Source organism: Thainema salinarum CENA647, assembly GCF_057732415.1.
In genome coordinates, this window is sequence record NZ_JBYJZJ010000022.1 from 3,149,360 (window position 1) to 3,161,921 (window position 12,562).

Annotated in this window: 9 protein-coding genes and 1 tRNA gene; 3 read left to right on the plus strand and 7 right to left on the minus strand. The window is 51.8% G+C overall.

The genetic code is table 11. From position 1 onward, the window contains the following. The 5 genes from AC286M_RS20665 to AC286M_RS20685 form a co-directional block, all read right to left on the minus strand. A complete protein-coding gene (locus AC286M_RS20665; protein ID WP_488206191.1) occupies positions 1 to 708 on the minus strand; it encodes an HAD-IA family hydrolase in 708 nt (235 codons plus the stop codon). Positions 709 to 926: 218 nt separating this feature from the next. Beyond that, positions 927 to 1,937 (minus strand): glycosyltransferase, encoded by a 1,011-nt coding sequence (locus AC286M_RS20670; protein WP_488206192.1) that lies wholly within the window; start codon positions 1,935 to 1,937, stop codon positions 927 to 929. 217 nt (positions 1,938 to 2,154) lie between these two features. After that, positions 2,155 to 2,226 (minus strand) — tRNA-Gly (locus AC286M_RS20675). Between the two features lie 85 nt (positions 2,227 to 2,311). After that, on the minus strand, positions 2,312 to 4,345 hold the full coding sequence (gene cobJ / locus AC286M_RS20680; protein WP_488206193.1) for a precorrin-3B C(17)-methyltransferase: 2,034 nt from the start codon (positions 4,343 to 4,345) through the stop codon (positions 2,312 to 2,314). A gap of 205 nt (positions 4,346 to 4,550) precedes the next feature. After that, positions 4,551 to 6,146, minus strand: coding sequence for an NAD(P)H-quinone oxidoreductase subunit N (locus AC286M_RS20685; protein WP_488206194.1), 1,596 nt, complete (start codon positions 6,144 to 6,146; stop codon positions 4,551 to 4,553). Positions 6,147 to 7,020: 874 nt separating this feature from the next. On the opposite strand from AC286M_RS20685, the gene topA reads away from it, so the two are divergent. Beyond that, entirely contained in the window at positions 7,021 to 9,768 is a 2,748-nt protein-coding gene (gene topA / locus AC286M_RS20690; RefSeq protein ID WP_488206195.1) for a type I DNA topoisomerase, read from the plus strand. A gap of 67 nt (positions 9,769 to 9,835) precedes the next feature. Here topA and AC286M_RS20695 read toward each other — a convergent pair whose 3' ends face one another. Then, the gene (locus AC286M_RS20695; RefSeq protein ID WP_488206196.1) at positions 9,836 to 10,369 is read right to left on the minus strand and encodes a gas vesicle protein K; all 534 of its coding nucleotides are present in this window, start codon (positions 10,367 to 10,369) and stop codon (positions 9,836 to 9,838) included. Between the two features lie 315 nt (positions 10,370 to 10,684). Here AC286M_RS20695 and remA point away from each other — a divergent pair, with 315 nt between their 5' ends. Together remA and gmk are read left to right on the plus strand one after the other, a co-directional pair. Then, positions 10,685 to 10,945 (plus strand): extracellular matrix/biofilm regulator RemA, encoded by a 261-nt coding sequence (remA, locus tag AC286M_RS20700; protein ID WP_488206197.1) that lies wholly within the window; start codon positions 10,685 to 10,687, stop codon positions 10,943 to 10,945. Positions 10,946 to 11,180: 235 nt separating this feature from the next. Then, complete coding sequence (gene gmk / locus AC286M_RS20705) at positions 11,181 to 11,738, plus strand: guanylate kinase (protein WP_488206198.1); 558 nt, start codon at positions 11,181 to 11,183, stop codon at positions 11,736 to 11,738. A 123-nt stretch (positions 11,739 to 11,861) separates the two neighbouring features. Here gmk and AC286M_RS20710 read toward each other — a convergent pair whose 3' ends face one another. Next, a complete protein-coding gene (locus tag AC286M_RS20710) occupies positions 11,862 to 12,440 on the minus strand; it encodes a DUF4278 domain-containing protein (protein ID WP_488206199.1) in 579 nt (192 codons plus the stop codon). Between the last annotated feature and the right edge of the window lie 122 nt (positions 12,441 to 12,562).

Consider the following 12,562-nt stretch of genomic DNA (forward strand, 5'->3'; position numbering starts at 1 on the left):
TTAACCACTGACTAAAGAAGCTTCGTAACCATCGTCTGCTAAATCTATTGCTGGCAAATTACAAAGTTCAGGCTGAAAATCAGCTAAGGAACTCAGTACCAAGTCAGCTTCCTGAAATAAATCTGCCTCTAACTCTGGGGCTGGCACTGCCACTACGAACATGCCCGCTTGTTTAGCTGCCGTGACGCCTGCTAGAGAATCCTCGAACACGAGGCACTGCTTTGGATTAGCCTGAATCCGTTCTGCTGTAATCAAGAACATATCCGGAGCGGGTTTACCCTGCTCAATCGCCGGATCATCACCCGTGACAATGCAGTCAAACAGTTGGAGCCAATCCGCATAGCACTGCACTTTCCGGTTAAACCGCATGCGGGCCGAACTAGTTGCGATCGCTTGTGGAATACCCGCGTTATAAAAATGCTGCGTCAGCTCAATTGCTCCCGGCATCGGCTGAACATGTGGATACAAATCAAAAATAATGCCGTCCCGCTCCTCTAAATAGCTATCAACGGTGAGCGGCAGACCCAGCATGTCAATAATGATTTGCGCCGAATCTTGAGATGTGCGACCGATGATTTTGGTGTGAACCGACAGGTCAAACGTTTTCCCATAGCGATTGGCAATATCGGCATTGACTTGCCAATGAATCGGCTCGGTGTCTAACAGCAATCCGTCAAAGTCATAGATGATATGGGTAATCTGAGGCATAAGTAGCTGATTAAGTGGCTGATGTGTATTCAAAATGGTTGAAAATTACTGATAACGCTAGCCATTAGGCTAAGCCAGTTTGGCAAAACGGGTTTGCTGCTTATTCAAAACATTCATAGTCCAGCCTAGACAAGGATAGCGATAAGTACTTAGCAAGTGGAACACATACTTACCTACTTTTGACCATCTATTTACCTCTTGTTGCTGTTACATCACTGTTACCGACTGATTTTCTGCTGAAGTTTGGTTATCAGTCTGCGCGCCCTCAATTGAGCGATACGCAGGGGAGTTAGAGGGGCGATATCACCAGGATGCTTAGACGCATGGTCGAAGAACTGGTTGACCTCCCGCAGAATTACCTCCAGTCGAGCCAGGATGTTATCCGTGCGATACTCATCAAAAAAGTCGGCTGGCAGCGTTGGGGCACTGTTCTCCTGCACCACCTTTAGAATCCGATCCACATCGTAGGTGGTTGAGTAGCCAGCGATTTTGTAGCAGTTAAAGCCCGGATCGAGATAATCCGACAGGCCACCATTGACGCTAGAAAATACTTGACAGCCACAGGCCATTGCTTCCATTGGCTGGAGGCCAAATCCTTCGCTCACCCGCTGCTGTGCCCAATACTCGGCTGAATCATAGAGATAGACCTTGGCCCGACTAAACAGTCCTGGCAGATCCTCAACGTAAGACTTGACGACAAACACTCGGCAGCAAGTTTCCAAGGCTGGAATTAATTGCTGCATCAGGTATGCCGATGATTTGCGAGCCTGTACCAGGACATCAATATCGCGCTGAGTGCGATCGCAGTTTTGCACCCCAAACTCGTCGGAAATTTGGTTGGGCAAATAATAAATCAACGAGTGCGACGATCGCTGTCCCCAGTAGCCAAGCGTATTGCGGCTGACGGTAATAATCGGCACGCTAGCGGGCAGGTTAAAGCCATAGCCTGCGCTATGGGCGTGATACACCACCGGATAACCCTTCAACCGTTTGACCAGCTTGCCAACATCAAAGCCCCAGCTCACGACAAAGATGGCATTGTCTGGACTAATCGATGCATCGTTCAGTACGTCCGGGAGAAACGGATGCTCTGCCTCTCGCTGCCGATAGGTGACGACTTTAGCCGAACAGATTTGCTGCGCCAAACGGAAGGTTTTCAGTTCAGCCCATAGTCCACCACAGGCAAACTTGCCATCGGTTCCAGGCAGCAGAAAATACAGCGTTCTCATAAATTTCTCAGTACTTGATGGCTATAATCACGTCCGTGTATGAGAACCCAATTTATTGCTTAGGATTGCATAAACAATAAAGTAGGCTTTCGACCGGACTTTGGCTAAGTCAACCCGCTTCGTGATTTCAACTGTCAAACCTATCGCGGGAGAGTACCTCTCATCAAGTGTTCAGATCCAAAAAGGAGTCTTGCTCAGCAAGACTCCTTTTGTTTTAAGCGGGTAACGCGATTCGAACGCGCGACATTCACCTTGGCAAGGTGACGCTCTACCACTGAGCTATACCCGCGTGAGGGTTGCGCTGTGTCTCGTATGCATCGCACCGTGTCCCGAGCGCTTTATTAATATGACAAAACTTCAAAACACTGTCAACCCTATTTTGGAATTTTTTTTGGGACTGATTCCGCTGGCTCGGAATTGGGGGATTGAAAGCCTAAGTAGCCCCTGGGTGTAATCAGCCAGTCGGCATGATGGCGTGTGCTGGAGTTGCCGATTAGCACCGTTGTCACCATGTCAATTGGGCACTGGGTGAAATCAGCCAGCGTCGTGAGCATAATCGCCTCATCCTCCCGATAGGCGGATCGGACAAGGGCAACCGGAGTTGTTGCTGGACGATGCTGTAAGAAAATGTGCTGAGCCGTTTCGATTTGGCTGGTGCGCTTTTGCGATCGCGGATTATAGAGCGCCACCACAAAGTCTGCCGCCGCCGCCGCCTGGAGCCGCTGCTCAATCACGGGCCACGGCGTCAGCAAATCGCTGAGGCTGATGGCACAGAAATCATGCATCAGCGGTGCGCCAACGCGGGATGCCGCCGATTGTAAGGCGCTGATCCCCGGAAAGACCTGCACCGCTGGTGTTTTGCCGTCCCAGCCCGTCTGTTGGAGTTCTTCCATTACCAACCCGGCCATGCCGTAAATACCGCAGTCGCCGGAGGAGACTACGGCAACGGATAAGCCCCACTGGGCCAGCTCAATTGCACGCTGCGCTCGCTGGCGTTCCTGCGTGATGGCACGGGCTTCAATCAGCTGTCCCGGACGCAGCAGAGGCCGAATCAGGTCGATATACATCGAGTAGCCCACAATAGCATCTGCCGCCGCAATCGCCGCCTGAGCCGCTGGCGTGATTTGCTCCAGCGCTCCTGGCCCCGTGCCAATTAGCCACAGCGCTCCGCTGCGCCCCGTGTATTCCTGCTCCGCTTGGGCAATGGCGACGGTAACGGCTCCTGGCTGATCGGGATCGCGCACAATTTGCTTTTTGACCCGCAGCCAAGCTGTCGCGTCTTGGGGTAGATCGGGATGACTAGCGACCGGAAACGTATCGTCTCCTTCAGCATCTGGTGCCGAAGCCAATTTTCCTGTTGGATCGCAGGCCGCTGCGATCGCAGCCGCTTCGGCTACGCTAGGCGTCCCCACAGCCTGCTCCACCACGTCGGAAGGGGTCGGCACCTCGATTTGCTTCAGATCCTTGGCTGAGAAGCAGCGCAGCGGCCACTGATGCGCTTTGCAGGTATCAATTAAGCCGATCTCATCGGCTTTCAGATCAATCGTGGCCACACCTGCGATCGCACATTGAGAAAGGTGGTTCACCCGACAGACTTCTGCGATCGCAGTTTCAATCAGCGCATGCGAGGTGCCCCGTTCACAGCCAATGCCAACCCACAGCACCCGTGGATGCCACTGCGCTTTCGGTGGGTCAGAATCGGGCGCAAACTGCCGCTGAACGGGACTAATCCAAAGGCGAGCCTGGGGCTTAGTAGATAACGGTTCGGAATCGGACGCTTCAGGCGGCGACGAATCTGCGGAATTGACTTCATCATTGAACTGAAACGGATGGGGATCGCTCAAATTTGTCCGCCACCAGTCCGTTCCCGCTTCTTGTAGTACCTCAATCTGGCCACCACGAGCCGCAACCGCGCTCACCTGCGTCCAGTTGCCACTGCCGCGCTGCCAGCCAAACGGCTCACCCAAGGTATCTACCGCTGGAAATCCTTGAGCATTGGCCGCTCCGGTCAACACAGGTGCCGCCTGGAGCTGATGGGCCAAAACCTGAGTGAGCTGGTCTGCGCCGCCCTGATGCCCACCACAGAGACTAATCACAAACTGGCCTGCTTCGTCCACGACCACTACGGCGGGATCAGTTGATTTATGCTCCAACAGCGGCGCAATCAGCCGCACAACTGCACCCGTCGAGAGACAAAAGACAAACCCCCGATAGTCTGACCAAATGTTGGCCAAGTGCGATCGCAACGAATCCGCTTCATACGCCTGCACCGGAAATACTTCACTAGCAGCTAATTCAGATGAGGTGAATAGCGGGATCTCAGCGCCACGGCAGACTGAGGAGAGCCGCTGAATTCCGGCAGGGGTAACTGCGATCGCGGCCAAGGGTTGAAATTTATCTAGAGTCATGATGACGGATTTAACAAAGCGCTGAAAACAAGGAGGACTGTGCTCAAGCGAGACAGTCCTCTATTGATTATTGAGTTAACTATTGAAAAGTTCTACAAAAACTATTGGATATCCAAAGGCTGAGTCATTGCCGTGCTGGGCTACAGGATCAAAAGCGAACTGCATCCTTCATCCGCACGACTAACTATCAACCAATCCATTCCGCCTAAAGCTCCATCGAAATATCGGTGGTTGTAGCCTTCATCGTGTCAGCATCAGCCGCTACAGGCTCCTCAACGGATGGAGGTGTCAAGGTTGCTTGAAACAGAGACGATTTGACCACAGAGTCATTGGCAAAGGTAAACAGTGGATTCGACAGAATTCCGGCTATTGAAGTCGCAATCAGCGTCAGTACCAGACTCACTTGCAGCGGACGCATTCCAGGTAGTGACCATTGGGCTTCGGGATAATTCTTCACCACTTCTGACATTTCCTGCGGCTCTTTCACCACCATCATCTTGACGACGCGGATGTAGTAGTAAATCGAGATAACGCTGGTAATCAAGCCGATTAAAACCAGGCCATAAGCGCCTGCTTGCCAGCCAGCCCAGAAAATGTAGAGCTTACCGAAGAAGCCTGCTAGCGGTGGAATACCGCCCAGTGACAGCAAGCAAATGCTTAAGCACAGGGTGAGTAGCGGATCTTTCTGGTAGAGGCCGCTGTAGGCATCAATTTGGTCGGTATTGGTGCGTAACGAGAACAGAATCACGCAGGCAAATCCGCCCAGGTTGGAAAACAGGTAGATTAGCAGGTAGAACACCATACTGGCGTAGCCCGCTTCCGTACCGATGATCAGACCAATCATCACAAAGCCTGCCTGCCCAATCGAGGAGTAGGCCAGCATCCGCTTCATGCTGTTTTGCGCTAGTGCCACCACGTTGCCCAGCACCATACTGAGAATGGCCAGTGCCGTGAAGACAAAGTGCCACTGATCGGATACGAGCGGGAAAACCGTGACCAGGAGACGAATCGCTAGCGCAAAACCTGCTGCCTTTGAACCCACAGATAGAAACGCGACTACGGGTGTAGGAGAACCTTCGTATACGTCGGGGGTCCACTGGTGAAAAGGCACTGCTGCGATTTTGAACGCGATCCCGGCAATGACAAAAACCAGGGCAATCACCAGGGCGATGGGGACATCTCCCGGTTCTGCCAAAATGCTGGCTGCAATCTCAGTTAGCCGGGTTTCCCCACCGGATAGGCCATAGAGGAGGGAAGCACCGTAGAGAAAGATGGCCGAACTGGCCGCACCGATCAGCAAGTACTTGAGCGCGGCTTCATTGGAACGGGGATCACGCTTGGCATATCCCGTGAGTAAGTAGGAGGAAATACTGAGCGTTTCGAGAGAGACGAACACCATCACTAGCTCATCTGAGCCGGACAGGAACATGCCCCCGAGCGTTGCGGTTAGCAAAATCGAGAGAAACTCGGCTAGCGAAGTCCCCGACTGCTCGACATAGCGAATCGACATCAGAATTGTCACCGCTGCGGAAAGCGCGATGATGCCGCGAAAGGCGACGCTAAGCGCATCGCCATTGAATTCGCCCAAAAACGAAAGGGGATTGCTAACGTCCCACTGAAAATAAAGGGCACCCACGGCACCCAAGAGACCTGCGATCGCAACATAAGGTGTCCAGCGAGACGAGGATCGCCCCACAATTAAATCGCCTACGACCACAATCAAGAGTGTAATAATTACAATTCCCTCAGGCAGAATCCTGCCCGCATTGAGAGTTGCCGAGGAAATATTTACAAATTCCATATTCGTTCCAACGAGCTAACGCTGCCAAATCGGCTGCCTGTAATAATCTTTCACATTGGCATCCTACTGGGCAATATTAACGCGATTTGTAATCCTTGCCCAGACTATAGAGGAATGTCATCCCACTAGGGATTCTGACTGGCTTCATCATTTTTATTTATCGCGTTTATTTATCGCGGCCAAACGATGAGAATCGTTGCACAGCACTGACTTTTTCCCAATTCTTTAGGGAACTTTAAGGTGCAGTGCCGGATTTCCTGACCTTGCATCTGGAAGGAATCCGCTATAAAAGGATTAATTACCACTGCGTTAAGCAAGGCTGAACTCTGCTGAACTCTTAAAGTTGTCAATCGGCCAGTAAATCTCGCGGGGCGCTCAAATTCCTATCCCCGCCGCAAGCGGACGGGGCATTACGGAATTTGCCCTTCGGGACGCACTCCCGCGCTACCACTAACGTGGCAAGCCACGGGGAATTAGACCCACAGAGATTAAACGCTGTATTACAGCTAATAGAGATGGTTAATTGGTTTACTCCTGTTCAGATTGCTCTACCCTGGCATTGAGTCAGGTCTGCTACCGATCTGCTATCAATGTTATTAATTCTGAGTTATTAATTCTGAGGATTCTCTGAGATACGCTGCATTCTGCCGCATGCTCAACAGCGATAGATGCTGGTTGGTTTGCTCGCAGCTTGCAGATGAATGACACCCAGGGGTCATTCAACCGAGTAACGAACAGCTCATGCTGGATCAGACATAGCTTGATTCAATTCTCAGTCGAATAGAGTCACAGTTTGTCATCTCGCTGAATCTGCTGCTAGATTCTTGAATCCTCAATCCCGCTGAATGCCGTTGCCTTAAAACGTCACCATTCCATGTCAAAGCTCGTCATTGTCGAATCGCCAACTAAAGCTCGTACCATCCGCAACTATTTGCCCTCGAACTACCGTGTCGAGGCATCAATGGGGCATGTCCGAGATTTGCCTCAGTCAGCCAGCGAAATTCCAGCGGCTGTGAAAAAGGAAGAGTGGGCACAGCTTGGGGTTAATCCCCAGGCTGATTTTGAGCCAATTTATGTCGTACCCAAAGATAAAAAGAAAGTGGTCAAGGCGCTGAAAGAAGCGCTGAAAGAGGCGGATGAACTACTGCTGGCGACTGACGAAGACCGAGAAGGCGAAAGCATTAGCTGGCACTTGCTCCAGTTGCTGAAGCCCAAGGTGCCGATCAAGCGCATGGTGTTCCACGAAATCACCCAGGAAGCGATCCAAGATGCGATCGCAAATTGCCGGGATGTGGACGAGCAGTTGGTCAGAGCGCAGGAAACCCGTCGGATTCTTGACCGACTGGTGGGCTACACGCTGTCGCCGCTGCTGTGGAAGAAAATTGCTTGGGGACTATCGGCTGGTCGCGTTCAGTCGGTAGCGGTTCGCCTACTGGTCAACCGAGAACGGGAGCGCCGCGCCTTCCGCAAAGGTTCCTACTGGGACTTGAAAGCCTCTCTGCTCAAAGATGAAGCTCCGTTTGAAGCGAAGCTGACGACCCTGGATGGGGTCAGACTAGCCAACGGCAGCGACTTCGACGAAGCCACAGGTAAAATTCCCGAAGGTCGCAACGTTGTTCTACTCAACGAAGAACAGGCTCGCGCCCTACAGGCACGGCTGGAAAGCGGCGTGTGGAGCGTCGCTAATCTAGAAGAGCGCTCCTCGACCCGTAAGCCCTCACCGCCATTTACCACCTCAACCCTGCAACAGGAAGCGAACCGCAAGCTGCGCCTTTCCGCCCGAGAAACCATGCGGACAGCGCAAAACCTTTACGAGCAAGGCTATATCACCTACATGCGTACCGACTCGGTGCATTTGTCCCAACAAGCGATCGCAGCCGCTCGCGAATGTGTTGAGCGCAAATACGGTAAGGAATACCTCAGCCCCAAATCTCGTCAGTACGCTACCAAGAGCAAGGGTGCTCAGGAAGCGCACGAAGCGATTCGTCCGGCGGGTAGCACCTTCCGTAGTCCGCAAGAAACAGGCTTATCCGGTCGTGAGCTGTCGCTCTATGACCTAATCTGGAAGCGGACAGTCGCCACCCAAATGGCCGAAGCGCGTCAAACCCACATCACGGTTCATCTGGAAGTGGACAATGCAGGCTTCCGCGCGTCCGGCAAGCGGATCGACTTTCCTGGCTTCTTCCGCGCCTATGTGGAAGGTTCGGATGATCCCGATGCGGCAATTGAAAATCAGGAAGTGGTTTTGCCAGTTCTGAAAGTAGGCGACCATCCCTCCTGTACTGAACTGGAACCTGTTGGCCACGAAACTCAGCCACCTGCCCGCTATACGGAAGCGTCTCTGGTCAAAATGCTGGAGAGTGAAGGCATTGGTCGTCCCAGTACCTACGCCAGCATCATCGGCACGATCATCGATCGCGGCTATGCTCAATTGGCCAACAACAGTTTGGCACCAACGTTCACAGCGTTTGCCGTAACCTCTTTGTTGGAGAAGAATTTTCCTGATTTGGTCGATCCTAGCTTTACGGCTCGGATGGAACAGACACTAGATGAAATTTCCACGGGCGAAGCCGATTGGCTACCCTACCTCAACCAGTTTTATTTGGGGGATGAAGGACTAGAGAACCTGGTCAAGCTGCGGGAAGATCAAATTGATCCGAATGAAGCCCGCACGGTGGAGCTAGCCGACTTAGAAGCCAAAGTTCGGATTGGTCGCTATGGCCCTTACGTTGAAGCTGACAATGAGGGCGAAACGGTCAAAGCTTCGGTACCTAAAGATGTCACGCCAGCCGATCTCGATCCGGAACAGGTCGAGACGATTCTGCGGCAAAAGACCGAAGGCCCAGACAAACTCGGCTTCCATCCCGAAACGGGTGAGCCTATCTACGTATTAATTGGTGCTTATGGCCCCTATGTGCAGCTTGGAGACGTGACTGACGAACAGCCCAAGCCCAAGCGTGCCTCGTTGCCCAAGGGCACCGGCATAGACGATGTCACCCTGGAAATGGCCGTTGGTCTTCTGTCTTTGCCCCGTCTACTCGGTTTCCACCCGGAAACGGGCGCTAAAATCCAGGCTGGGCTGGGTCGCTTTGGCCCCTATGTAGTACACGACCAGGGTAAAGAAGGCAAAGACTACCGCTCACTGAAGAAGGAAGACGATGTCCTGACGGTTGGTTTGGATCGGGCGTTGGAACTGCTGGCTCAGCCCAAGCGAGGGCGGGGACGCGGAAAGTCAGCTACCCCCTTGCGAGAGCTGGGGGAGCATCCCGAAGATAAGGAACCCGTCAATATTTACAACGGTCCCTATGGTGCCTATGTCAAACACGGCAAGGTCAATGCCTCCATTCCGGAAGGGAAGGAAGTGGAGCAGGTGACGATGGAGGAGGCGCTGGAATGGCTAGCTGCGAAGGCGGCAACCAAAAAATCAGGCCGCTCCAAGTCCACCTCTAGCCGCAAGTCCAGTGGCTCGAAGTCAACGGCGAAAAAGGGTACATCCACTAAGAAAAGCTCGACGACCAAGAAAAGCTCAACGGCTAAGAAGAGTTCGACCAACAGCTCAACCAAGGGCACCACGAAGAAGTCTTCTACCAGCAAGTCAACGAGTGCCCAAAAGGACGCTTAGGCGGACGAACTGACAACTTGAAATGATCTTGCGGTCGGTATGTACCATACCGACCGCAAGATCATTTTTAATCGTTGCTTTCAAGTAAGGGCGGACGCGGAAAGGATGTCGTAGGCGGTTCGATGGGCTGAGATGTAAGAATCAGGCGCAGCTTAGCGTGCACCAAATTGATGTTAGCCAAGCCCAGATCTAAATCTCCCTGCACAACAACACCTGTATGCAATAGCCGATCCAGCAGTTCTAGAATGGTGGGGCTGTCTGACTTTTCACCAGGATAGTACGCGCCCTGTCGCGGCAGCAGCGTCCCAAATTCGCCCAGATCGATATTGAGATCGGCTGGATCAATGTCAAAAATCTCACAGAGCTGAACCACCTGCTCTTCCAACTTGCGTAAACTCTCAGCCGCGCGTTCGATATCGGCTTCACTGAGCTGCTCGGCCTCCATGCGGCGAATCACTTGAGCTTCCATTAACTGCCGTACAAGTTCCACAACCGTCAGCAGTAGTGGGGCTAGTCCTGGCTCATTGCGATCGCGTTTTTGTAAGTCACGGCCAGGAGTCGCTTGAATCGGAAATTCGGCGGCGGAATCGTCAGGCGGCATACAGTTTCAGTTTGCACAGATCACTAAATCTCAGCTTAGCGACGAATACTTGATCTGCGATCGCAGATTCGGCAGATCAGGTATTTCTAACGGCACAGAATGTTCTCTCGGCCACTTTTGGGGTTAAAACGCCATAAATTTACAAATTTCACAGAAACTTCCGACTATTGGCTGGTTTCTTCGCCATCGATTTTTTTACATTGATTACAGTAGAGGGAACATCCTGTCTTCGGGGCATACCCAAAAACTTTTTCAAAATCAAAATAGCGACTTAGCTGTTAATCGACTCGGCGACTACAGGACGCCTATAAATATATGGATATCAAACTCATTAATATTGGATTTGGCAACATCGTATCTGCCAATCGAGTAATTGCCATTGTGAGTCCAGAGTCGGCCCCCATCAAGCGAATCATTTCAGATGCACGAGAGCGTGGCCAACTGATTGATGCGACCTATGGACGACGTACCCGTGCGGTGATTATTACGGACTCTGGCCATGTTGTTCTCTCCGCGATTCAGCCTGAAACCGTTGCCCATCGCTTTGTCATCAGTAAAGACGCTCCATCAGAATAAAACTGAATACAATAAAGTCAATATTTCGTCAGCACCCCATTGGCTCAATTTGGAGTCATTCGGGGGCCAAATCTTAGCAAACGGGAAGAAAAAGATTAAAATAAGTTAACTTGTATACATTTTGCCGACAGACTGAAGCAAATCAACGGTGCGATCGCACCAATGGATTCTATCTGTCGGCTTATTCGTCTTCTCACCACAAATCTGAACTGGCAAACCTGAATAGCGGAGCATCATGAGCAAGGGCAGACTGATCGTACTTACCGGACCCAGTGGCGTTGGCAAAGGAACGCTGCTGCGATCGCTATTGCAACGCCATCCCGATCTTTATCTTTCCACCTCAGCAACCACTCGCGCTCCTCGTCCCGGCGAGGTGCATGGTCAACACTACTATTTCGTCAGCCGCGAGCAGTTTCAGCAAATGGTTCAGAACGATGAACTGCTGGAATGGGCCGAATTTGCGGGTAACTGCTACGGCACACCCAAGCGCCCCGTCCTAGAAAAAGTTGAGGAAGGCAAGTGGGTCGTACTCGAAATTGAACTACAGGGTGCGCGTCAAATTGCCGTTACGTTTCCAGAAGCCTACCGAATCTTTATCTGTCCACCGTCGATGGCGGAATTGGAGCAGCGCATTCGCAGTCGAGGCCAGGATTCTGAACCTGCGATCGCACGTCGCTTAGCCACAGCCCAAGCTGAAATCGAAGCCGCAGATGAATTTGATGTGCAAATCCTGAATGATGATCTAAATAAAGCCCTGTCTCGTCTAGAAGACGCTTTATTTGTGCCCGCCTAGCGATTAGTAGGCAGCCGTTGCCGTTTTGGTTGAGACCCGATCGAACGTTAGAACTTAGAACTTAGAACAAAGGAGTTGCGCGCTGCGCAACTCCTTTGTTCTATAAAAGATTCGAGCCAAATTCTATGACTTAGACTCTGTTGAAGATGAATCTGACGGATCAGATCGGTTGAATGAGGCTACCCGATGACCGCGATAACGAACGGTTGGGCGAATCTGAGACTCATCTGCGAAGACCGTCAATCTCTGCCAGTCTCGGCCACGATATTTGCCTTTGACGGGCGTTGAAGAGTCGCCATTTTGTTGATTAGCTGTTTGACTAGAAGCCTCTAGCGCTGATTGCTCGTGGTGATAGCTAACGCCGCGATACTTGAGATCGGCTTCCGTGTCCTGACTCGCAACCGCTGCGATTTGATCCTGCGATCGCATATCAACTTGCTTGGCTACGACCTGATTAAGTTTTGTAGAATCGAGCTTTTTAGCTTGATGTTCCGTAGGCTCAGGTGCCGTTTTTTCAACTGTCGGCTTTGCCATCATGTTGACAAGCGCCTCATTCTGGGTCGATAAGCGCTGTAGAGAATACAACCCAGCCAGCAGCAATACCAACAGCACAGGCCAAGGAGCTTCTACTAAACCAACGACCATCAGGGTTCCGGCTACAGCCACACCAATTGCGATCGCTAAAAGCTCTAAAAAAATCATATTGCGTCGTTTCCAGCAGAGGACTCAGCTGTCACACTCCACGCTATCGAAAAATTCTGTAACTTTCACCCGTATATCGCTTGATGTGAGGCAATCATGATGGTTTGATAGGAGAAAGAGTA

What these genes read in the sequence shown, in the direction of transcription:
- remA (WP_488206197.1), top strand. Translation starts at nt 10,685, where the DNA reads ATGGATATCAAACTCATTAATATTGGATTTGGCAACATCGTATCTGCC.
- cobJ (WP_488206193.1), bottom strand. Translation starts at nt 4,345, where the DNA reads ATGACTCTAGATAAATTTCAACCCTTGGCCGCGATCGCAGTTACCCCT.
- AC286M_RS20695 (WP_488206196.1), bottom strand. Translation starts at nt 10,369, where the DNA reads ATGCCGCCTGACGATTCCGCCGCCGAATTTCCGATTCAAGCGACTCCT.
- AC286M_RS20685 (WP_488206194.1), bottom strand. Translation starts at nt 6,146, where the DNA reads ATGGAATTTGTAAATATTTCCTCGGCAACTCTCAATGCGGGCAGGATT.
- gmk (WP_488206198.1), top strand. Translation starts at nt 11,181, where the DNA reads ATGAGCAAGGGCAGACTGATCGTACTTACCGGACCCAGTGGCGTTGGC.
- AC286M_RS20670 (WP_488206192.1), bottom strand. Translation starts at nt 1,937, where the DNA reads ATGAGAACGCTGTATTTTCTGCTGCCTGGAACCGATGGCAAGTTTGCC.
- topA (WP_488206195.1), top strand. Translation starts at nt 7,021, where the DNA reads ATGTCAAAGCTCGTCATTGTCGAATCGCCAACTAAAGCTCGTACCATC.
- AC286M_RS20665 (WP_488206191.1), bottom strand. Translation starts at nt 708, where the DNA reads ATGCCTCAGATTACCCATATCATCTATGACTTTGACGGATTGCTGTTA.
- AC286M_RS20710 (WP_488206199.1), bottom strand. Translation starts at nt 12,440, where the DNA reads ATGATTTTTTTAGAGCTTTTAGCGATCGCAATTGGTGTGGCTGTAGCC.